The organism is Gordonia jinhuaensis (assembly GCF_014639795.1).
Classification (GTDB): Bacteria; Actinomycetota; Actinomycetes; order Mycobacteriales; family Mycobacteriaceae; genus Gordonia_B; species Gordonia_B jinhuaensis.
Genome location: NZ_BMGC01000009.1, coordinates 108,751 through 131,198, shown reverse-complemented (window position 1 = coordinate 131,198; position 22,448 = coordinate 108,751). Strand labels below are relative to the sequence as shown.

The 22,448-nt window shown below is 67.0% G+C and carries 20 protein-coding genes; 5 read left to right on the top strand and 15 right to left on the bottom strand.

What is annotated here, in order from left to right; genetic code table 11:
- Positions 1-47: 47 nt before the first annotated feature.
- Together IEW22_RS08760 and mrf are read right to left on the bottom strand one after the other, a co-directional pair.
- Positions 48-314, bottom strand: a complete 267-nt coding sequence (locus IEW22_RS08760) for a type B 50S ribosomal protein L31 (protein WP_188586228.1) — start codon at positions 312-314, stop codon at positions 48-50.
- Positions 311-1,669 (bottom strand): ribosome hibernation factor-recruiting GTPase MRF, encoded by a 1,359-nt coding sequence (mrf, locus tag IEW22_RS08755; protein ID WP_188586258.1) that lies wholly within the window; start codon positions 1,667-1,669, stop codon positions 311-313. Before mrf ends, IEW22_RS08760 begins: the two co-directional genes overlap by 4 nt.
- Before the next feature lie 228 nt (positions 1,670-1,897).
- Here mrf and rpmB point away from each other — a divergent pair, with 228 nt between their 5' ends.
- The 5 genes from rpmB (at position 1,898) to IEW22_RS08730 (ending at position 4,022) form a co-directional block, all read left to right on the top strand.
- A complete protein-coding gene (gene rpmB / locus IEW22_RS08750) occupies positions 1,898-2,134 on the top strand; it encodes a 50S ribosomal protein L28 (RefSeq protein WP_188586227.1) in 237 nt (78 codons plus the stop codon).
- The gene (gene rpmG, locus IEW22_RS08745; protein ID WP_188586226.1) at positions 2,135-2,299 is read left to right on the top strand and encodes a 50S ribosomal protein L33; all 165 of its coding nucleotides are present in this window, start codon (positions 2,135-2,137) and stop codon (positions 2,297-2,299) included.
- Entirely contained in the window at positions 2,299-2,604 is a 306-nt protein-coding gene (rpsN, locus tag IEW22_RS08740; RefSeq protein WP_188586225.1) for a 30S ribosomal protein S14, read from the top strand. The genes rpmG and rpsN overlap by 1 nt, the downstream gene beginning before the upstream one ends.
- Before the next feature lie 11 nt (positions 2,605-2,615).
- On the top strand, positions 2,616-2,873 hold the full coding sequence (gene rpsR, locus IEW22_RS08735; protein WP_188586224.1) for a 30S ribosomal protein S18: 258 nt from the start codon (positions 2,616-2,618) through the stop codon (positions 2,871-2,873).
- A gap of 213 nt (positions 2,874-3,086) precedes the next feature.
- Positions 3,087-4,022, top strand: a complete 936-nt coding sequence (locus IEW22_RS08730) for an AEC family transporter (RefSeq protein WP_188586223.1) — start codon at positions 3,087-3,089, stop codon at positions 4,020-4,022.
- Between the two features lie 9 nt (positions 4,023-4,031).
- Here the strand turns inward: IEW22_RS08730 and IEW22_RS08725 are convergent, their stop codons facing one another.
- The 13 genes from IEW22_RS08725 to IEW22_RS08665 all read right to left on the bottom strand — a co-directional run bounded on the left by IEW22_RS08725 (position 4,032) and on the right by IEW22_RS08665 (position 22,446).
- A complete protein-coding gene (locus tag IEW22_RS08725) occupies positions 4,032-4,862 on the bottom strand; it encodes a DUF72 domain-containing protein (protein ID WP_229742318.1) in 831 nt (276 codons plus the stop codon).
- Positions 4,863-4,868: 6 nt separating this feature from the next.
- Positions 4,869-6,878 (bottom strand): vWA domain-containing protein, encoded by a 2,010-nt coding sequence (locus IEW22_RS08720; protein WP_188586222.1) that lies wholly within the window; start codon positions 6,876-6,878, stop codon positions 4,869-4,871.
- Between the two features lie 72 nt (positions 6,879-6,950).
- Positions 6,951-8,357: a sigma 54-interacting transcriptional regulator gene (locus IEW22_RS08715; protein WP_188586221.1), complete on the bottom strand. Its 1,407-nt coding sequence runs from the start codon at positions 8,355-8,357 to the stop codon at positions 6,951-6,953.
- A gap of 9 nt (positions 8,358-8,366) precedes the next feature.
- Complete coding sequence (locus tag IEW22_RS08710; RefSeq protein ID WP_229742317.1) at positions 8,367-9,365, bottom strand: phosphatase PAP2 family protein; 999 nt, start codon at positions 9,363-9,365, stop codon at positions 8,367-8,369.
- Positions 9,366-9,592: 227 nt separating this feature from the next.
- Positions 9,593-11,152: a bifunctional phosphoribosylaminoimidazolecarboxamide formyltransferase/IMP cyclohydrolase gene (gene purH, locus IEW22_RS08705; protein ID WP_188586220.1), complete on the bottom strand. Its 1,560-nt coding sequence runs from the start codon at positions 11,150-11,152 to the stop codon at positions 9,593-9,595.
- On the bottom strand, positions 11,145-11,837 hold the full coding sequence (gene purN / locus IEW22_RS08700; RefSeq protein ID WP_188586219.1) for a phosphoribosylglycinamide formyltransferase: 693 nt from the start codon (positions 11,835-11,837) through the stop codon (positions 11,145-11,147). Before purN ends, purH begins: the two co-directional genes overlap by 8 nt.
- 113 nt (positions 11,838-11,950) lie before the next feature.
- Positions 11,951-13,663: a cell division protein PerM gene (locus IEW22_RS08695; RefSeq protein WP_188586218.1), complete on the bottom strand. Its 1,713-nt coding sequence runs from the start codon at positions 13,661-13,663 to the stop codon at positions 11,951-11,953.
- A 410-nt stretch (positions 13,664-14,073) separates the two neighbouring features.
- Positions 14,074-15,690 carry a DUF5336 domain-containing protein gene (locus tag IEW22_RS08690; protein WP_188586217.1) on the bottom strand — a complete coding sequence of 539 codons (1,617 nt, stop codon included), beginning with the start codon at positions 15,688-15,690 and terminating at the stop codon, positions 14,074-14,076.
- A 256-nt stretch (positions 15,691-15,946) separates the two neighbouring features.
- Positions 15,947-17,626, bottom strand: coding sequence for an AMP-binding protein (locus tag IEW22_RS08685; RefSeq protein WP_188586216.1), 1,680 nt, complete (start codon positions 17,624-17,626; stop codon positions 15,947-15,949).
- Between the two features lies 1 nt (position 17,627).
- Positions 17,628-18,452, bottom strand: coding sequence for an HpcH/HpaI aldolase/citrate lyase family protein (locus IEW22_RS08680; protein ID WP_188586255.1), 825 nt, complete (start codon positions 18,450-18,452; stop codon positions 17,628-17,630).
- A 47-nt stretch (positions 18,453-18,499) separates the two neighbouring features.
- Positions 18,500-19,039 (bottom strand): MaoC family dehydratase, encoded by a 540-nt coding sequence (locus IEW22_RS08675; protein ID WP_188586215.1) that lies wholly within the window; start codon positions 19,037-19,039, stop codon positions 18,500-18,502.
- The gene (locus tag IEW22_RS08670) at positions 19,036-20,178 is read right to left on the bottom strand and encodes an acyl-CoA dehydrogenase family protein (RefSeq protein WP_188586214.1); all 1,143 of its coding nucleotides are present in this window, start codon (positions 20,176-20,178) and stop codon (positions 19,036-19,038) included. Before IEW22_RS08670 ends, IEW22_RS08675 begins: the two co-directional genes overlap by 4 nt.
- Complete coding sequence (locus IEW22_RS08665; protein ID WP_188586213.1) at positions 20,179-22,446, bottom strand: acetyl/propionyl/methylcrotonyl-CoA carboxylase subunit alpha; 2,268 nt, start codon at positions 22,444-22,446, stop codon at positions 20,179-20,181.
- Between the last annotated feature and the right edge of the window lie 2 nt (positions 22,447-22,448).

The following is a 22,448-nucleotide window of genomic DNA, read 5'->3' as shown; positions in this document are numbered from 1 at the left end:
AAGCCCTTCTCGTTGCTTGTGACGACCGTCCGATCGCCACGCGCTGGTTATGCGTTCTTGGTGGGACGAGTGCGCTTTCCGTACTTGCGCTCGAACTTCTGCACTCGACCGGCCGTGTCCAGCACCCGCTGCGCACCGGTCCAGAACGGATGCGAGTCGGACGTGACATCGACAACCACTAGAGGATACCGGTTACCGTCCTCCCATTCAAAAGTGGCATCCGAGGTGACGGTCGAGCGGGTGAGGAATGTCTTGCCCGTCGACGCATCCTGGAAGACCACCGGGTGGTAATCGGGGTGGATGTCCTTCTTCATGGGGCGTCCTTTCTCGTGGTCGGTTCATGCGTGGCCGGCGCGGTGCCGTCACGCTCCTGTTGGCTGTCAACGCACGGATCGACGTGTTCATGCCCGAACGGGTCCGACCAGGTGTTCCAGAGCGCCGGACCGGCCGCATATTCGGCGTCGGTGAGACAGGCGGCGCGCAGTTCGTCCTGGATGTGGGCGGGATCGGCGCGATGCGCCACGGCCACCAGTGCGGTGTGCCGGTCGCCGTGGACGGGGTCCCAGCGCAGCGACGCCATGGCCACGCGCTCGGGATCCACGGCTGCGACCTCGTCACGCTCGGCCGGGGTCATCGCGGCGAGCCAGTCACCACCGTCGGCGATGCGCAACGCCTCGCCCGCACTCTCCAGCCACAGCGCCTCGTCGGGTCGCGTCGCCACCCAGAGGCGTCCCCGTGCGCAGACCACACCGTCGAGCAGACTGTCGATCGCGGTGTGCAGGCGTTCAGGGTGAAAGGGACGGTCGGCGGAGAACTCGACGATCTGTACGCCGCAGTCGTCGTCGAGCGGAGGCTGACCCGACAGCAGGGGGTCGTGTGCACCGAAGACCCTCCCACGGCGCGAGCCGTCGGGGATCGCAGCGAGCAGTTGCGCGATCCTGCCGGCGGTCAGTGTGCGGTCGGCGCGCTCGTAGAGCACCGGCGCCAGCGGGGCGACCCGCCGCAACACCGCACAGGTGCGGGCCATCTCCCAGCCCCGGCTCTCCCACGCCTGACTCTCCTGCGCGGTGTCGGCCACGCCGGTCAGCACCAGGGCGTCGGCGAATTCCACGTGGCCGACCACCACTTGCGCGAGGGTGCGCTCGTCGTCGATCTCGGAGATCCCCGCCTCGGACAGCGTCTGGTCGCCGGTGGCATCCGAGAGCCACCGCCGCATGTCGAGGCAGGCGATCACCGCGTCGAGGCGCACGTCACGACCGGCCGGCGCGTCGACCCGGCCGGGCACACCGACGACCATCGTGTTGGTGATCGCCCAGCTCAGCGGCTCGGGTTCGATCATCGGGTGCAGCGCGAGCACAATCCGCTCGACCCCGCTCCACGTCCGCATCGACCGCAGCAGCGGCAGCAGCGGCAGCAGCGGCAGCAGATCCAGGCGCAGGGCACACGACACGCAGCCATGTTCGAGCGCCACGTCGGTGTAGCGCACGCTCGGCAGTCCGTCGGCGTCGACGGTGCGCACCACCCGTCGGATATGCCCGAGGGCCAGCGCACTCAGGTCGTACTCGACCACCACGGTGGTGGGTGCCAGCAGCGTGGCGGCGGTGCGGCGGGTGGTGTCGAAGTCCAGACCGCAGACCACCACCAGCGAGTGTCGATCCCCTGTGCGCATGTCGTTCACACCATCTCCTTGCCAGCCCCGCATCCCGACGAGCAGGCTCTATCGGGAATGGTTTTCATTTTCGTGCGTTGAGGGTAACGTGCTGTCGCGGCTTAACGCCAATCGTTTTCAAAAAGTGTCGCGAGTCGCTCCTGCAGCGGTCTCGCGGACCCACACCACGCGGGACGAACACGACACCGCGCAGGACGAACACGACACAACGAACAACGGGAGAAGGCCATGTCAGCACGCTGTCAGGTGACCGGTCGGTCGCCAGGCTTCGGCAAGAAGGTGTCGCATTCCCACCGCCGTACGTCACGGCGCTGGGATCCCAACATCCAGCGACGCCACTACTACCTGCCCAGCGAACACCGCACGATCACGCTGCACGTCAGCGCGAAGGGCATCAAGACCATCGACCGCGACGGCATCGAGTCGGTGGTCGCAGCACTGAGAGCACGAGGGGAAAGAATCTAGATGTCACACACCGACGTTCGACCGGTCATCAAGCTCCGATCCACCGCAGGGACCGGCTACACCTACGTGACCCGCAAGAACCGCCGCAACGATCCCGACCGCATGGTCATCCGCAAATACGACCCGCGCGCCGGTCGGCATGTGGAATTCCGCGAGGACCGCTGATGGCCAAGAAGTCCAAGATCATCCGCAACGAACAGCGGCGCGAGATCGTGGCGCGATACGCGCCGCGTCGCGCCGAGCTCAAAGCGATCATCGCCGACCCGCAATCGACCGTGCAGCAGCGCGCCCAGGCGCAGTCGGCGCTGTCGCGTCTGCCCCGCAACGCGAGTCCAACCCGGATCCGCAATCGCGACGCGATCGACGGCCGACCCCGCGGGTACGTTGGGAAAGTAGGGCTGTCCCGCGTACGCATGCGTGAGATGGCACATGCCGGGGAACTGCCTGGCATCCGTAAGTCGAGTTGGTGAGGAGATCCACCATGGCGAGAAAACCACCGCGTCGTCGCCCCGAGGAGCCCGGCCGCACCAAGCCGAAGAAGAACGTGCTCAACGCCCAGGGCATCACCGAGGTCGACTACAAGGATGTGGCGTTGCTGCGCACCTTCCTGTCCGACCGCGGCAAGATCCGCAGCCGGCGCGTCACGGGTCTCACCCCGCAACAGCAGCGTCAGGTCGCCACCGCCATCCGCAACGCCCGCGAGATGGCGCTGCTGCCGTTCGTCACCACCCGCCGCTGACCTGGCGCCCGGCCGGCACCGGCCCGGCCGTACCATCACTGCGTGTCGTGTGCGCGTGATGAGGTGAGCTGCGGGCCGGGTCGTCCGACTCGCGCCCATTGCGCGGTACGGACGGCTCGGCGCGTCGTGTTGTCGGCCGACGTGCATGTGTGGCCACCACTCGGCACCGTCCCGGACTCCCACCGCCCGCAGGCCTGAGGGTCACATCGGTCGATGCTGGGGGTTTTTCAGGGGTTCTTCGTCATCTTCATCGTGGTCGGTGTCGGCTACGTCCTCGGCCGCACCGACCTGCTCGGTCGCGACGCCCAGATGGTGCTGTCGAAGCTCGTGTACTTCGTCGCCACACCGGCACTGCTACTGACGTCGTTGGCGAAAAGCAATCTGGCGCAGATCTTCTCGACCACACTGGCAGTCGCGGCGATCAGCGCCTTCGCCATCGCCGCGGTCTACATCGTGATCGCCCGCTATGTGCTGCGCCGCCAGATCCCCGAGAGCATCGTCGGCGGGCTGGCGGCGTCCTACGTCAACAGCGCCAACCTCGGCATCCCGATCGCCACCTTCGTCCTGCACGACTCGTCATTCGTCGCGCCGCTGCTGTTGTTCCAGATCGTGCTGTACTCCCCCATCGCGTTGACCGCCCTGGATCTGACAGCGCTGCGCTCGGGATCGCATCGACTGTCGTTGCGCGACACCGTGGTCGCGCCGTTCGCCAACCCGATCGTGCTCGGCGGGATCTTGGGCGTGATCCTCTCGGCGCTCGATTGGCATCTGCCCAGCCCGGTGTTGTCGTCGATCACCATGCTCGGAAACATGTCGGTGCCCGGCGCGCTGCTGGTGTTCGGCCTGTCGCTGACCGGGGTGAGCGTGCTGAAGAAGGGCGAGAGCCCCCGGCGCGATGTCGCGCTGGCGACCGTGCTGAAGATGTTCGCGATGCCGGCGCTGGTCTATGTGCTGGCGCGCTTCGTCTTCGGCGAGACCGGACACAGCCTGTTCGCCCAGACCGTCATCGCCGCGCTGCCGACCGCACAGAACGTCCTCGTCTACGCCAACCGCTACGGGCGCGGGCAGGTGCTCGCCCGTGACGCCGCGCTGGTCACCACCTTCGTGGCCATCCCGGTGATCCTCGTGATCGCCGCGTTGCTGGCCTGAGGTGCAGGTTCACTCGAGGCGGGCCAGCAGTCCGGCGGCGTCGAAGGGTGCGCGCACCTTCGCGTCGTTGTCGAAGTACACGTACACGTCCTCTCCCGCCCTGCCGTGTCCGCCACTGCGCATCCGTCGCACGCGCGCGGCCCAGTCGTCGAGTGCGGCGTCGGTGTAGCCGCTGGCGTAGAGCTCGGCATCACCGTGCAGTCGCAGGTATCTGAAGTCCGCGGTGTCGACGTCGAGCACCGGGAAGGTGCCGGCCGAGTCGGCGAGGACCACCGCCACCCCGGTGCCCGCGAGCGTCTCGCGCATCGCGTACTCGGTGAACGAGGGGTGGCGCGGCTCGATCGCGTGTCGCATCGGGGCGTCGAGGTCGGTGTGCGTCAACGCTCGACCTTCCACCACCGGTCCGTGGTGGGTCGCGCAGCGCGCCGCCTCGCCGGTCGACCGCGGCAGTCGCGCACAGAAGTCGCGGATCACCGCGGCGTCGAAGGCCAGCGTCGGCGGCAGCTGCCAGAGGATGGGGCCGAGTTTCGCACCGAGGGCGAGCACCCCGGAGGCGAAGAAATTCGCCAGCGCCTCGTCCACGTCGACCAGACGACGCATGTGGGTCACATACCGTGGCCCCTTCACCGCGAACTCGAAATCCGCCGGCGTCTGCTGCGCCCACCGCTGATAGCTCGACGGCCGCTGCAATGAGTAGAACGACCCGTTGATCTCCACGGAATTGAGTGTGCGCGAGAGGTATTCGAGTTCCCGGCGCTGCACGAGGCCGTCGGGATAGAACGTCTTACGCCACGGCGGGTACACCCACCCCGACGTCCCCACGCGCACAGCACCTGTCACCGCGGCTCAGCGCCGCCCCCGCTTGGAGCTCAGGTAGTCGCCCACGACCGCTGCGCCGAGGCCGTCGATGTCGGGTGCGACCACCCGCCCACCGATCCGGCGCGCGATCTGGTCGACGAAGTACTCCAGGCTCGGGTCGTCGCCGAGCCGGAAGAACGTGACCTGCGCGCCGAACCGGGAGATGTGGTCGAGTTCGCGCACCGTCATCGCCAACGTCGCCGGATGCGGCGGGTAGTAGAAGAACGGTGTGCCATCGGGTTCCAGATGTGCGGTGGGTTCACCGTCGGTGACGATCAGCACCACCGGCTGCGCATTCGGGTGCTTACGCAGATGCCGACCGGCCAGCATCAGTGCGTGGTGCAGGTTGGTGCCCTGTTCCATCCGCGGCTGCAGTCCGGTCAGCTCGCCGATGTCGATGGTGCGCGCATACCGACCGAAGGCGATGATCTGCAGCTCGTCGCTGCGAAAACGGGTGGAGATCAGGTGATTCAGCGCCACCGCGGTGCGCTTCATCGGGGTCCAGCGACCCTCCATCTCCATCGAGAACGAGGTGTCGACGAGCAGCGTGACCGCGGCCTGCGTGCGGGCCTCGGTCTCGGAGACCTCCACGTCGCGCACATCGATGCGCACACCGTTGCTCAGCCCGCCCGGCATGAGACCGCGCACGGCCGCGGCAGCCTCGGGGTTCTCCGACACCGTCCGCAGCACCGAATTGGTGATGGTGCGGGTCACGTCCCACGGTTCGGTGTCGCCGAACTCCCATTCTCGGGTGGACCCGCTGGGCTCGCCGAGTGCACCGTTGTTGCGGGTCTGGCGTTCGCCCCGGCGTCCGGTCAGCTGTTCGGCGATGTCGCGGAAGATGGTCTGGCCCAACTGCCGCATCGCCTTGGGTGACAGTTTGAGGCCGCCGTCGTCGGCACGTTCGAAGAACCCCTGCTCCTTGAGTGCCTTCTCGAGTTCGGCCAGGGTGCGGGCGTCGACAGCCGCCTCCGGGCCGAGCTGACGTGCGAGCGCATCGAGGTCGACGTCATCGAGTTGCGCACCGGCGTACTGCTGCGACAGCTGCTCGCTGAGCGCATCGAGTTCGGCGATATCGGCCAGCGCTGAGGCACCTTGCCCCATACCCATCGACTCCGATCCCGAGAACTCCTGACCGTTGTCCCAGTCGAGGCCGGGCCGGGCCTCCCGCAGAGCCGAATCCATCTGCGCCAGTTGCGACATCAGTTCCGGCGAGCCGAATGCCTGCTCGGAGAGCGCATCGAGTTCGGCCCGCTGCTCGGGCGTCAGCGAGTTGTAGAACTGCTGGGCTGCCGCCGACCGTTTGGCCAGTGAATCGATGAGTTCTTCGGTGTTGCGCGGATTCTCGGGGAAGAACTGCCCGTGCTCGTCCATGAACTGCTCGAAGTCATCTGAGGTGTCCTCACCTCGATTGTGTTTGGCGAGAAGCTTGTTGAGGTCAGCCAGCATCTCGGTGATCTGCTGCTTGTCGGCCTCGGTGGCGTTCTCCATCATCTGCTTCATGCCCTCGAACCGCTGGTCGAGCATCTCGCGGCCGAGCAGATCGGAGATCTTGTCGTAGTCGGCCTTCGCCTGCGCGCTGCGCCACTGATACGACGAGAGTTCACGCACCGCTTCAGCTGTGGAGGGCGGCAGATTGCCGATCTGCATCTCGGCGAAGCGCGCGTCGTCGTCGAGGTCACGGGCGAGCTGTTTGCGCTCTTCGAGAACCGCGCGGTCGAGTAGTTCGCGGATCTCGTTGAACGTGCCGTTGAGGTTGCGCTTGTCGAGCAGCTCCTGACGCTTGCGGTTGACCATCTCCCGCAACTTGTCCAGGCCGCGCATGTCCTGGCTGCCACGGCGCAGGTATTCGCGGAGCGCCCGCTGCGGAGATGCACCGGCCATCACGTCGTCGCCGATCTCGGCGAGCGCCTCGCGGAGATCGACCGGCGGCGCGAGCGGATCGGGTCCGCCACTGTAGCGCTGGTATCGGGTCCGATGAAATCTGTTGCGGGCCATCACGGCTCCCGTCTGTTGGGCACAACTCGTGGACCGATCCACTCCCCCGGACACGCTCCCGGGTGCAGCGTCTCAGCCGTAGATTGTCTGGCCGGTGTCGTCGGCTTCCTTGCCGATCCGGCGGGCGAGGAACAGTCCTTCCAACGCCAGTTCCAGTGCGCTGGCCCGCTCGCCCTCGGTGTCGGCGTCGAAGCGTTCGGCGATCTCGTCGAGCACGTCGGATGTGCTGTCGGGCGAGGGCAGCGATGCGAGCAGTTCGGCTGCCCGCACGCGGTCACCGGTGACCACCGGCTCCCCGGAGTCGAGCGCGGTCACCAGCGGCGCCATGTCGATTCCGGCGAGATACTCGCGCACCGTATCGGCGGTCGCGCGCCGGAGCAGGTGCTCGAGGATCTCCACCTCACGTCCTTCCTCCCCGGATTCGAACTCGACCTTGCCGCGCAGCACCTCCACCACCGACGTGAGATCGACGATGCGTGCGACCGGAACGTCCTCGCCGAGGATCGTGCTCCGGTGCAGCGCCGCCGCGGCAACCGTTTCGGCCGCAGCGATCGAGAAGCGAGCCGACACCCCCGAACGCTGGTCGATCGCCGGGTTGTCGCGGACGAGTCGGGTGAAGCGCGCGATGATCTCCAGCAGATGTTGCGGGACCGTCGCGGTGAGGTCGGCCTCCTGCTCGATCACCGCGATCTCGTCGGCCAGCTCGAGCGGGTAATGCGTACGGATCTCGGCACCGAAGCGGTCCTTGAGCGGGGTGATGATTCGTCCGCGGTTGGTGTAGTCCTCGGGGTTCGCACTGGCGACGAGAACCACGTCGAGCGGCAGACGCAGCGTGTACCCGCGGATCTGGATGTCGCGCTCCTCCATCACGTTGAGCATCGACACCTGGATCCGCTCGGACAGGTCGGGCAGCTCGTTGATGGCGACGATGCCGCGATGTCCGCGCGGGATCAGCCCGAAGTGGATGGTCTCCGGGTCGCCGAGGTTGCGGCCCTCTGCCACCTTCATCGGGTCGACGTCGCCGACGAGGTCGGCGACCGAGGTGTCGGGGGTGGCGAGCTTCTCGCTGTAGCGCTCGCTGCGGTGGCGCCACTCGATGGGCAGATCGTCGCCCAGATCCGCCGAACGGCGTATCGAGGCGGGCGTGATCGGTTCATATGGGTGCTCGTCGAGTTCGGAACCGGCGATCACCGGCGTCCACTCGTCGAGCAGACCGACCAGTGTCCGCAGCAGTCGAGTCTTGCCCTGGCCGCGTTCGCCGAGCATCACCACGTCGTGGCCGGCGATCAGCGCGCGTTCGAGTAGCGGGATGACCGTGGACTCGAAGCCGAGGATGCCGGGCCAGGGGTCCCGCCCTTCACGCAGGGCGGTCAGCAGGTTGTTGCGGATCTCGTCTTTGATGCTGCGCTGGATGTGCCCGGAGGCGCGTAGTTCTCCGACGGTACGGGGTGTGGGGGTTTCGGTCGTTTCTGCCGTCACCCCTCCACGCTACGAGTCTTGTGCGTCGCGTGCACGCACGGTCGCGGCCCGATACGTCTCGCTGTCGGTGAGGATCACCGCATCATCCGACGGCGCAGCAGTCAACAGCGCAGTCTCCGACGACGTGTCGGTGCCCCTCGATCGCCACGGCCGGTAGACCACCAGCATCGCCGCCGCGAAGATCACATAGATCACCAGGGCGTCGAGGATGTAGTGGTTGGCTGTGGCCACCACCACGAATGCCGTGGCGACCGGATACAGCGCACCGATCACCTTGACCCACCGGTACCGGGCGTAGAGAACGATCATCGTGCCGCACCACAGTGCCCATCCGCAGTGCAGCGACGGCATGGCCGCGAACTCGTTGGTCAGCGACTGCGGTCCGGGTGTGCCCGAGGCGCTCCACCATCCCCAGGAGGCGGTCTGGGCCATGATGTCGACATAGCCGCCGTACATCCGCGGCGGCGCCGCGGGCACGAGATAGAAGCCGATCAGCGCGCCCAGGGTGGTGATCACCAGGACCAGCGAGCCCCGGCGGTAACCGTCGCGCCGATGGAAGAAGAGCAGCCAGAGGAACACCGCGACCGTCGCGTACCAGTGGAACGCCTGGTAGTAGAAGGCAGTGGCGTTGGCGACCCACTCGTTGCGATGAACCCAGTGATTGATCGCCGGCTCGATCTCGATGTGGAAGAAGCGCTCGACCGACATGATCGAGTGTCCGTTGGCGAAGGCCCGGTCGACATCTTTGCCGCCGACGTTGCGGATCCGCGAATACCCCTGATAGAGCGCCCAGATGAGGACGATCTCCAGCCACCAGCGCGGCTGGGAGAAGTAGCGCACGACCGCGTCGAATCGGGTGCCCCCGACGCCCCGGGACTCCGTGTCGAGGGCTGTGTCGTCGCCGGGACGAGAGGGATCGAAGGCTTCAGAGGAATCTCGGGAGTGGGAATCACGGGAGTGGGAATGCGCGAGTGGCCTCGATGCCTCATCGCCCAGTTCGACAGCCACTCATCACCCCCACACCACCATCGCCAGTCTGGCCGGTCAGTGAAGTCTACTTGGCCGAGCGATGAACTCTTGTTCGCGCAGGCAACCTTACGTTGTTTCGTTCACACAACGATCACGGGCACACAACGACCACAGGCAGACAACGTGCGCGGTCGGGAACGGCCGCAGATGCCACACGACCCCCGGAGCTGTTCCGGGGGTCGTGTGGGAAGGATCCTGCGTCGGGTTCAGTGTGCGAAGTGACGTGCGCCCGTGAGGTAGAGCGAGACACCCGCCTCCTGCGCTGCAGCGATCACTTCCTTGTCGCGGATGGAACCGCCGGGCTGCACCACGGCGCGAACGCCGCCGGCGATGAGGACCTGCAGGCCATCGGGGAACGGGAAGAAGGCGTCGGATGCGGCGACGCTGCCCTGCGAGCGGTCACCGGCGCGGTTGACGGCCAGATGCGCCGAGTCGACCCGGTTGACCTGTCCCATCCCCACGCCGACCGAGGCACGGTCGGATGCCAACAGGATGGCGTTGGACTTCACCGACCGGCAGGCACGCCACGCGAACTCCAGATCGGCCAGTGTTGCGGCGTCCACGGCCTCACCGGCGACCAGTTGCCAGTTGACCGGATCATCGCCCTCGGCGTCGATCATGTCGCGCTGCTGCACGAGCAGTCCGCCGGAGATGGGACGCAATTCGGCGCCACCGCGTGCCGGCGGCTCCGCGACCAGAATGCGAATGTTCTTCTTGCGTGTGAGTACCGCGAGCGCACCGTCCTCGAAGCCCGGCGCCACGATGACCTCGGTGAAGATCTCGGCGACCTGTTCGGCCATCTCGACGCTGATCGGACGGTTCGACGCGATCACGCCGCCGTAGGCGCTCACCGGGTCGCAGGCGTGCGCCTTGCGGTGGGCCTCGGCGATGGTGTCGGCCACCGCGATGCCGCAGGGGTTGGCGTGCTTGATGATCGCCACGGCGGGATCGCTGAAGTCGTGCGCGGCACGCCATGCCGCATCACCGTCGGTGTAGTTGTTGTAGCTCATCTCCTTGCCGTGCAGCTGCGAGGCCTGCGCCAGGCCGGGCTGCTGGGCATCGGTGGCGTAGAGCGCCGCGCTCTGGTGCGGGTTCTCCCCGTACCGCAACTGCGCCGTCCGCGCCCAGGTGCGACCCACCCAGGTCGGCGTGATCGGGTCGTCGCCGGTGTAGCCGGCCATCCACGTCGCGACGGCCACGTCGTAGTCGGCGGTGTGGCGGAATGCCTTGGCAGCCAGCCCAACCCGCTCGGTGAAGGTGAATCCGCCCGATCCCACCGCGTCGAGCAGATCGGAGTAGTCCTCGGGATCGACCACCACGGCCACCGAGGGGTGGTTCTTGGCAGCGGCACGCACCATCGACGGACCGCCGATGTCGATCTGCTCCACGCACTCGTCGGGCGAGGCACCCGAGGCCACGGTCTGGGTGAACGGATACAGATTGACCACCACCAGCGAGAACGGTTCGATCCCCAGTTCGTCGAGCTGGTCGCGGTGAGCGGGCTTGCGCAGGTCGGCCAGCACACCGGCGTGGACACGGGGATGCAGCGTCTTGACGCGACCGTCGAGGGTCTCCGGGAAGCCCGTGAGGTCGGACACCTCTGTGACCGGAATCCCTTCGGCGGCAATGGTCTTCGCGGTGGAACCGGTGGAGACCATCTCCACACCCGCCGCGTGCAGACCGGCGGCGAGTTCGGCGAGGCCCGTCTTGTCGTACACGCTGATCAGCGCACGGCGAACGGGAATGCGATCGGAGGGTTCACTCACGGATGTGTGCCTTTCGTCCGTCGGAGACAACGCCTTTGGTGACGATCTGCCCGATCACCTGCGGAAGGAGGGCGCGCTCGACCCCCTTGATTCTCTCATGCAGCCGCTGCTCGTCGTCATCGGGTTCGACCGGTACCGGCGACTGCGCGAGGATCGGGCCGGTGTCCACACCGTCGTCCACCAGGTGCACGGTCGCGCCGGTGATCTTCACGCCGTAGTCGAGCGCCTCGCGAACTCCGTGCGCACCGGGGAAGGCGGGCAACAGCGCGGGATGGGAGTTCACGATGCGTCCACCGTGGGCGGCCAGGAACACCGAGCCGAGAATCCGCATGAATCCGGCCGTGACCACCAGCGCCGGACGGTGGTCCGACACCGCCTCGGTGAGAGCGCGATCCCAGCGACTGCGGTCGCTGAACGAGGTGGGTGCCACCACCGCGACCGGTATCCCGCGCGCCTGGGCGACCTCGATGGCCCGGCACGGCCGGTCGGCGACGACGCCGACCACCGATGCCGGATAGTCCTCGGCGTCGGCGGCATCGAGGATCGCCTCGAGCAGCGTTCCGGTCCCGCTGGCCAGCACCACGATCGGCGCGCGGTCCTCGTGTCGGCCGCCGCGCTGGGGCTCGGCCACCTCGGATGTGTGCTGCGAGGAGTCAGGGGGCTGGGACTCGGGCTCGACTGACATGGACAGCGCAGGCTCCTCGCGACGGGTTCGGCAACACCGCTGAGCCTAATGGGGCGAGCAATACCGATGCCCGGTGTCCCCCACCCGCGTGCGACGAGGACGGACGGTGATGGTCAGTGCCGGTCGGCGTCGTGGTCGCCGGCGTCATAGTCGTCGGCGTCGTGGTCGCCGGCGTCGGTATCCGCGGCCGGGTCGCTGTCTGAGTCGGTGACACTGTCTGTCTCGGCGACGCCAGTGTCTGTCTCGGTGAGGTCGGCCCCGTCGAACACGTCTCCGTCGGCGGGATCGAGATCACGCGGGTCGGTATCGACCGCATCGAATACGTCGGTGTCCCCGTCGAATGCCGGGTGGAAATCTGCGGTGTCGTCGTCGGCGAAGGCCGGGCTGAAGTCGTCGACCTCGGCATCGTCTGCATCGGTATCGATACCGTCAGCGTCGAGATCCGCGTCCTCGAACTCGTCGGGAGCGAAGTCGTCGTCATCCAGATCGTCCGGATCACTCTCGTCAGCAGCACCGTTGTCCGCGGTCCCACCGTCGGGACGCAGGCCGTCGCGTCGCATGGCCCGCCGGCGTCGCATACGGCCCCACGGACCGGGCGGGCGGGACCGGCGGGTACGGACCGGCCGACCGACGTCCACCGTGGCGAGCCATGAGTTCGGCAGCAACGCCGTGAGTCCCACGACTGCCATCCCGGGCAGCAGCAGGCACAGCATCCAGTACAGGCCGGCGGCGGGGACGTTGACCCCGGCGACCCCCAGCTCTCCGAGTTCACCGCCGCACAGCGACGCCGCCACGACCATCAGCGTCGAGGCGACGACCGCACCGAAAGCGACACTGCGGGCCGCGAGTACCCCGTCCCGGTCACGACATGCCATGCCGAAGCACACGCCGATCAGCACCGGGATGGACAGCAGCAGGATCGTCCACGGTGTCCCACCGCCGTCGGGAATGGTGGCGACCACCGGAAGCGGCGGAACCGCACCGCCGTGACCACTCACGAGGTCTCCCGCCGCACCGCCGAGCTCGACCTTTGCGCCCACGAGATAACCGGCCGCGCCGATGACGAAATTCGGCAGGTACAGGATCGACAGTGCCGTCAACGCGAGGTAGCCGAGGAATCCGTGCCCGCCCCCGATCAGCGAACCGCCGGTGGCGGAATTGATCACCAGCCGGATCGCGAGGACCAGTGCGGCCATGGTCAGCAGCGCGACGCCGGCGCCGGCGCCCGCGCGCAGGCCCCGCAACGCCCACGACTCCAGACCAAGCCAGGACACGATCGACGCCCGACGGTCGATCGACAGCCCGATCACCGCCCCCACCCCGTACACCGCAGCGGTGCAGGCGAAGGCGACCAGTGCGTTGGGTGCGGCGACCGTCAACACCGTCGCGGCATCCATCACCACCGCGAGCGCCAGTGCGGTCACCAGCAGTCCGCCACCGATCACCGAGAGCAGCACCGAGGTGAGGTCGCCGAGTGTCGCGCGAACTCTGGTGGCCCGACGGGTCATCGCCGCACTCGCCGCCACCAGCGCGAACGTGGGTAGCAGCGGCAGAACACCGAGCCGCACGTCGGCGATGTCGAGCGGCACCTGATGGGCAGCGAGCCACATCGAGGCGGTACTGCTGGTGAGCGAGGTGAGCCGTTCACCCGCACCCAGCAGGGTGATCAGCGAACACAGCGCCATCAGAACCACCGCGCCGACGGGCACCGCGAACGCCACGACCACCAGTTCTCGTGCCGAACCCGGGGTCACGCGAGCGGCGCGTCTGTCACGGCGTACCTGCCGCAGACGCGCAGCCAGATTCTCTGCGTGTAGATCGGTCATCGGCTTCGAGGGTGTCAAAGACGTTTGCGCAGCGCAGTCAGGCGCGCCGAGCAGATCGCAAACAGACAATTGCCACCACTGCGGATCCGCACCCGATCGAACCACTCCACCTGGGAAAACCCGGCCGGCACGATTCTCCTGTCCTCGACGATCGCGACCCGGAATTCATGACAGGGAATTCACGCGCAAGAAATTGCCGAGCCGGAAATTGCCGAGCCCGGATTCCGGAGTCGGGGATCGCCGAGCTGGGACGAGCCGAGCTGGGACGAACCGAGCTGGGGCGAACGCTGCACAACGCAAACGAGGACGCCGAGGGATCGTCCCTCGGCGTCCTCGTCGACATTCGGCGTCACCGCACGAATGTCACCTAACGGTCACCCCACGGATCTCATCGCATGAGTCGAGTCGGTTCAGTGCCCCGACTCGCGCTCCTGACTTCCGAATGCGGTGGTCTTGTCCGGTGCAGAATCGGCGGGCGACGACGCGGTGCCCGCGCGGCCGTAGGGATACGGGGTGGAACCCGACACCGATGACTGTCCCGGGGTCGACTGGCTGCTGCTCGCCTGGCCGGGAGCCGACTGTGCGTGCTGAGCAGAACCGGTCTGTGCATGCGAGCCGGTGTTCGGCGACGTGATGGCGGTGGTCTTCTCGGCATCGTCCGCCGTGAGGGGGGCGGAGTATCCGTACGCCGACGAATCGCCACTACCCTGTGCGCCCCCGGAGCCCTGTGCACCCGAGGAGCCCTGTGAGCCGGTGGAACCCTGTGAACCCGTGGAGCCCTGCGAACTCGCCGAGCCCTGCCCGTATCCCGAGCCCTGACCGTATCCCTGTGCCGACTTCTCGGTGGTCGGCTGCTCGAAGCCGGTCGTCGGCGCGTAACCCGCGCTGTATCCCGTGGTCGGTGTGTAGCCCTGTGCGGATCCTTGTGCGGGGGCCTCGGGCTCTCCGGCCACCTTGATGATGCCGCCGTCGATGAGCAGCCACACCAGCGCGGTGATCGCCTGAATGGCGCCGAAGATCGGCAGCAGGATCAATCCGAGTCCGAGTTTGACGCCATCGGGAAGAGTGAAGATGTAGAACAGCGTCACCAGAAAGCCCGCGACGGACAGACCGGCCGGGACCACGCTCAGCTTTGCGCGCGGGATCGCCGGAAGCAGACCCGTCAGCGCCACGAAGCCGGCGCCGGCGAGCAGCGCCAGCCCGGCGGCCACCGAATCGCGCAGGACCGCCGGAGATTCGGCCTGGATCGCGCCATCGGGCACCTTGATCAGATCGGCGAAACCGATGAACAGGTTCACGATGCCGAGCACGCCGACCACCACGAGCAGGATCAGCGGCAGCGACGAGGACACTCCGCCCGCGCCGCTCAGCCGTGACGAGGGGGCCGCGCCGCTGCCGGTGAACTGCGACGGCTGCTGTCCGGTCGGCTGCTGTCCGGTCGGATACGAGCCGTATCCGGACTGGCCATATCCCTGCGGAGTCTGCTGGGCCGAGCCCTGGCCGTACCCCTGAGCTCCATACCCGCTGTAATTCTGGGAGCCGCCGTAGTTCGAGCCACCGTAGTTCGAGCCGCTGTAGTTGGAACCACCGTAGTTGGAACCGCCGTAGCTCTGGGGGGTCGCGGTGCCCGGAGCGGACTGACCGTAGCCCTGGCCGTATCCGCCCTGCTGACCGGTGGAACCGGATTGGCCATACGAACCCGACTGGCCGTAGCTCGAACCCTGCTGACCGTAGCCCGACTGACCGTAACCCTGCTGGCCCGAGCCCTGCTGACCCGAGTTCTGTTGGCCCGAGCTCTGCTGGCCGTAACCCTGTTGGCCGGAGTTCTGAGGCGAACCCGATCCATAGCCGGATTGGCCGTAACCCTGCTGGCCATAGCCCTGCTGCCCGTAATTCTGCTGCCCGTAATTCTGCTGGCCATAGTTCTGTTGACCGGAGTTCTGCGGGGAGCCCGATCCATAGCCGGGCTGGCCGTATCCAGGCCGCTCGTTGCTGTGCTGACCGGCGTCGCCGGGTTCGTTACTCATGTCACTCCTGAGGTCGACGCTCACCGCTCGGGGAGCCACTGCTGTGGGAGATCACTTCTCCTCGCCGCGCGGCATGCCCGTTGACATGCCGATACCCGCAAGGGCCGGTTCGGCGTAGTGCCACGCTAGTACATCGACATGTGAGTTCCGCCGAAGTCCGCCGAGCCCGGCGGCCCGCGCACGACAACATCGCACATGCGACCGACAGTTGATCACTCGACACCCCGCTCACACCCAGCCGGGCACCGGGAGACGATCATCCCGGCAGCTCGGCTCCCAATGCGAGGATCTGCATGGCCTGTTCGCGCATCTCCACCTTGCGCACCTTGCCGGTGACCGTCATCGGGAAGTCCTCCACCACGTGGACGTAGCGCGGGATCTTGTGTCGTGCGATCTGCCCGGTCGCGAAGTCACGGATGTCAGCGGCGGTGAGTTCGGCTGCACCCTCACGCAGACGTATCCACGCCATCAACTCCTCGCCGTACTTCGGGTCCGGAACGCCGATCACCTGCGCGTCGATGATGTCGGGGTGGGTGTAGAGGAATTCCTCGATCTCGCGGGGATAGATGTTCTCGCCACCACGGATCACCATGTCCTTGATACGTCCGGTGATCTGCACGTAGCCGTCGTCGTCCATCACCGCCAGATCCCCGGTGTGCATCCACCCGTCGCCGTCGAGGACCTGCTCGGTCTTCTCGGGCTCGTTCCAATACCCCGACATGACGCTGTAGCCGCGCGTGCAGAACTCCCCCGTCGACCCGCGCGGCAGGGTGGTTCCGGTGACCGGGTCGATCACCTTGATCTCCAGATGCGGGCCCACCCGGCCCACCGTGCCCACCCGTTGGGCGATGGTGTCCTCGGAGCGGGTCTGGGTCGACACGGGCGACGTCTCGGTCATGCCGTAACAGATGGAGACCTCGCTCATGTGCATCTCCTCGACCACCCGGCGCATCACCGCGGCCGGGCAGGGCGAGCCGGCCATGATGCCCGTACGCAGTGTCGAGAGGTCATGGTCGGCGAAATCCGGCAGTGCCAGCTCCGCGATGAACATCGTCGGCACACCGTAGAGACTCGTGCACCGATGTGCCGCAACGGCTCTCAGCGCAGCGGAGGGATCGAAGGTCGCCGACGGGATCACCATCGCCGCGCCGTGGGTGGTGGCGGCGAGGTTGCCCATCACCATGCCGAAGCAGTGATAGAAGGGCACCGGGATGCAGATGCGGTCCGCGTCGGTGTAGTGACACAGTTCGCCCACCAGATAGCCGTTGTTGAGGATGTTGCGGTGACTCAACGTCGCACCCTTGGGGTTACCGGTTGTCCCCGAGGTGAATTGGATGTTGATCGGATCGTCGGGATGCAGTGCCGCACGCGCGTCGGCCACCGTCTGCAATTCGTCGTCGGTGGGCGGCGCGGTGAGCTGCGACCATTCGGCGCTGCCGAAGATGATCGACGACTCGAGCTCGGGCAGTGCCTCACCCACCGCGGTGAGCATGCCCGGATAGTCGCTGTCGCGGTGCGCGGGTGAGGCGAGTACGAGTCGTATACCGACATGACGCAGCGCGAACTCGATCTCGCGCAGCCGATACGCCGGGTTGAGGTTGACCAGGATCGCGCCGATCTCGGCGGTGGCGTACTGGGTGATCACCCATTCAGCCCTGTTCGGCGACCAGATTCCGAAGCGATCGCCGCGGCCGATCCCTCGCCGCATCAGCCCGGCTGCCAGCACCCGCACCGCGTCGCGGAACTGCCGGTAGGTCAGCGTGGTTCCGGTGACCTCGTCGATGAGAGCGTCGTTGTCGGCGAAGCGATCCGCGGTAGCCGCCAGCGAATCGCCGATGGTCATCTCCAGCAGCGGCGGTTGCGGCTCGCCACGCGAATACGACAGCCCACTGTTCGCGGCATCCTCCGGATCAGCTGACGTGATGTGCTCGCTCATCTCACTCTCCTGCGGTGTCTGTCGCCGCAGTGGTCGCGGCATGTCGGGCGATGATGCTGTGCGCCTGCGTGATCACGGGGCCGTCGACCATCGTCTCGCCGAGCCGGAACACCCCGCCGCGGCTGTGCGCGGCATCGACGATCTCGCGAGCGCGGATGTATTCGGCCTCGGTGGGCCGATAGCAACGACGGATGACCTCGACCTGTGCGGGATGGATACATGCGGTGGCGGCGTAGCCCAGTGCCACCGCATCGGTCGCCTCGGCCGCCAACCCCGACACGTCGTCGATGTCGATGTGTACCGCGTCCACGGCGAAGCGACCGAATGCAGCGGCAGCCAGTCGCACCGTCGAGCGCACACATCTGGCGACATCCCGATACGTGCCCGAATCGCGTTCTGTGGCAGCGAATCTGCTGGATCGTCCGCCCATCGCGGCGACCAGATCTTCGGCACCCCACATGAGTCCGGCGCAGTTGTCGGCCATTGCGATGTCGGTGGCGCGTACCGCACCCAGCGGTGTCTCGATGAGCGCGATCACCTGCTGCGCGACGTCGGCGAGCTCGTCTGCTGATTCGGATTTGGCGGTCATCACCACCTGATACTCGGTCTGTGCAAGCGCATGCAGATCTCGAGCGCGATCCTCGGTGCCGGCGGCGTTGATCCGCACCACCGTCCGTGTGGGATCCAGCGGGAGTTCGACCAGTGCCCGTCGCGCCGCCTCGCGCGCATCCGGGGCCACCGCATCCTCGAGATCGAGGATCACCACGTCGGCGCGCGCGGCGGCTTTGGCGAAGCGGTCGGGACGATCGGCCGGGCAGAACAGCATCGCCGGTCCCGGCGGCGTCCAGCCGCCGGCACCCCGCGGGTCGGTCGTCACGCCACACCTCCCGCCGATTCACTGCCGCCACTGGCAGCCATGCGCACCAGCGTCGCCCGCGAGGCTCTGGCCACGATCTCGCCGTCCTGATTGCGGCCCACATGTGTCAGATCGACCACGCCTTCCCCTGGGCGCGAACGGGATTCACGCTTTCCGGTGCACACTGTCTCGGCGTAGAGCGTGTCACCGTGGAACAGCGGATGGGGGAAGGCGATCTCACTGAAGCCGAGATTGGCCACAAGCGTGCCCTGGGTCAGCTGAGCCACCGACAGACCGACGATCGTCGAGAGCGTGAACATCGAATTGACCAGCCGCTGCCCGCCGAATCCGGGTTGTGTCGCGGCGAACGCCGCGTCGAGGTGCAATGCCTGGGTGTTCATGGTCAAGGTGGTGAACAGCACGTTATCGGCTTCGGTCACCGTCCGACCGGGGCGGTGTTCGTAGATCGTGTCGATCTCGAACTCCTCGAACCACAACCCGCGCTGGGTGATCCGCCGACCGGCGTGCTGGGCCGAGTCGGCCTGCGAAACACTCATAGTCCCAGCTCTCGTGCGATCAGCATGAGTTGCACCTCGGTGGTGCCCTCGCCGATCTCCAGGATCTTCGAGTCGCGGTAGTGTCGCGCGACCACGTAGTCGTTCATGAATCCGTAGCCGCCGTGAATCTGGGTCGCCACCCGCGCGTTGTCCATCGCGGCCTCGCTGGCCACCATTTTCGCGATGGAGGCTTCCTTCTTGAACGGCTTGCCCGCCAGCATCTTCGCCGCGGCGTCGTAGTACGCGGTGCGTGCGGTGTGGGCTCGCGCCTCCATCCGCGCGATGGCGAATGACACCGACTGGTACTGGGCGATGGGCTGACCGAACGATTGCCGCTGCGTCGCATACTTCACGCTCTCGTCGACACACCCCTGGGCGACCCCGGTCGCGAGGGCGGCGATGGCGATACGGCCCTCGTCGAGAATCGACAGGAAATTCGCGTAACCGCGGCCGCGTGTGCCGAGCAGGTTCTCCTTGGGCACGCGGACGTCGGTGAACGTGAGCGGATGGGTGTCCGAGGCGTTCCATCCCACCTTGTTGTACGCCGGTTCGGCGGTGAAACCCGGTGTGCCCGAGGGGACGATGATCGTCGAGATCTCCTTGCGTCCATCGGGCTTCGTCCCGGTGACGGCGGTGACGGTGACATTGGAAGTGATGGAGGTGCCCGAGTTGGTGATGAACTGCTTGGCGCCGTTGATGATCCAGGAATCACCGTCATCGACGGCGGTGGTCGCGGTCGCCCCGGCGTCGGATCCGGCTCCGGGTTCGGTGAGGCCGAAACCGGCCAGCGCACGCCCGGAGGTGAGGTCGGGCAGCCACCGCTGCTTCTGCTCCTGCGATCCGAAACGGTAGATCGGCATCGCGCCGAGACTCACGCCCGCCTCGACGGTCACCGCCACCGACTGGTCGACCTTGGCGAGTTCCTCCAGCGCGAGTGACAGCGCGAAGTAGTCGCCGCCCATGCCGCCGTACTCCTCGGGAAAAGGCAGACCGAACAGGCCCATCTTGCCCATCTGATCGACGACCTCATACGGGAAGCTGTGCTCGGCATCATGTTTCGCCGACACCGGAGCCACCACCGACTGCGCGAAGTCGCGCACGGTGTGGATCAGGTCGTCGTACTCCTGCGTGAGTTCCATCTAGTCCTCTTCTCGAATGGCGATCGTCGCCAGGGATTGGCCCGCGGCGACCTTGTCGCCGACGCGGACTCGGACATGTGCGTGACCGTCGAGTGGGGCGGTGAGGGTGTGCTCCATCTTCATGGCCTCCACCACGACCACCGCAGTACCCGCCGTCACGTGCTGACCGTCGCTGACTCCCACCGCGACGACCGTGCCCGGCATGGGGCTCACGATGTCGCCGACCGCGTCGGCAGCCGCATCGTCGGCGAGTGTGCGGGCCTGTCGGAACTGCCACGTGCCCGTCGGACCCGACACCCACCAGATCTCGGGATCCTCAGTGCCGCTGTACCGCCCGGGCCCATCCGCCGCTGCGGCGACCGACCACTGTTCGCCGACTCCGTCGAGGATCAGCCGCACCCGGCCCTCGCCGTCGGGTCGATAGCGTATGTGTGAACTCCACTGCGGGTTCGTGGTCTGGGCACTCGCGGCGCCGGTCTCGGTGTCGGTCTTGAGGGTCACGGTCACTGTTCCCGTGAGCTCGCCTCGCGCGGTCGAGGCGATGTCGGCGGCCACGCTGTACACCTCGCCGTCGCGGGTGAGCCGGGTGATCACCGGCGACCGTCCACCGATACGCCAGCCCACCGACTCACGCCACGGATCACCGTCTGGATCACGATGCGGGGCAACCTCTCCCGACGACGCGGAGTCTCTCACGCCCAGACGCCCGGTGGCCACGCGTGACAACCCGACCACCGCTGCGGCCTGCGGAGGCGGCGTAGGCGCCGCATACTCCTCGGCGACCCGGTCGAGCAGTTCGGTGTCGAGTCGCGCCTCGATGACCTCAGGGCGTTGCAGGACATGACGGCAGAAGTCGATGTTGGTCACCACACCGAGCACCCGGGTCTGCGACAGCGCACGGTCGAGGCGCTCGAGTGCCTGAGCACGGTCGTCGCCATGTGCGATCACCTTGGCCAGCATCGGATCGTAATCGCTGCCGATCTCGAGTCCGCGCACCAATGCGGAATCCACGCGCACGCCACTGCTCCCGCCGGTTTCTGGCTCCTCGAGTGCGATGACCGTCCCGCCGGTCGGCAGGAATCCGGCTGCGGGATCCTCGGCGTACACCCTCGCCTCGATCGCATGTCCGGACAGGATCACCTCGTGTTGAGCCACTCCGAGCCGCTCGCCGCGCGCCACGCGGATCTGTTGCTCCACCAGGTCGAGACCGGTCACCATCTCGGTCACCGGATGCTCCACCTGCAGCCGGGTGTTCATCTCCATGAAGAAGAACTCGTCGGGGCGGTGTGCGGAGACGATGAATTCCACTGTGCCCGCACCGGTGTAGCCCACGCTGCGGGCCGCGTCGCAGGCCGCGGCACCGATACGTGCCCGGGTGGCCTCGTCGAGCAATGCCGACGGTGCCTCCTCGATCACCTTCTGGTGGCGCCGCTGCAATGAGCATTCGCGTTCGCCGAGATGGATGACCGATCCGTGTTCGTCGGCGAGCACCTGCACCTCGATGTGGCGGGGGGTGTCGACGAACCGTTCCAGGAACAGGGTGTCGTCACCGAATGCGCCTGCGGCCTCACGCCGTGCGGTGACCAGTGCAGCGGGTAGCGCGGCCGGGTCGTCGACCCGATGCATTCCTTTGCCGCCGCCGCCCGCGCTGGGTTTGATGAGAACGGGGAATCCGATGTCCCCGGCCGCCGCCACGAGTTCGTCATCGGTGAGACCGGGCCGCGAGATTCCCGGGACCACCGGCACGTCGCGTTCCCCGACGGCCGCGCGTGCGGTGATCTTGTCCCCCATCGTCGCGATCGCTGATGCCGGCGGTCCGATGAAGATGATGCCGGCCTCGACCAGAGCTGCGGCGAAATCCTGGTTCTCCGAGAGGAATCCGTATCCCGGATGTACCGCGTCGGCACCGGCTTGTCGTGCCGCGGCGACCACCGCGTCGATGTCGAGGTAACCCTTGGCACTGGGCGTCGCCATCGGATCGTCGGCGGGCACGGGCGGCCCCACCCGTATCGCGGTATCGGCGAGTGCCACATGGGCGGCGTCGGCATCGACATCGGTGTAGATCGCGACACTACGGATACCCAGTCGCCGTAACGTCGAGATCACGCGGCAGGCGATTTCGCCGCGATTGGCCACGAGGACCGTCCGGATCGGGCGAGCAGTCCCCGCCGCAGCACGTGTCCCACCCTCGCCGGAGGAGATGTCTCGCGTGTCACCGGAGTCGCATGCGGAGTCCGCAGGCAGGGACACAGTTGTCGAGCTAGCCATCG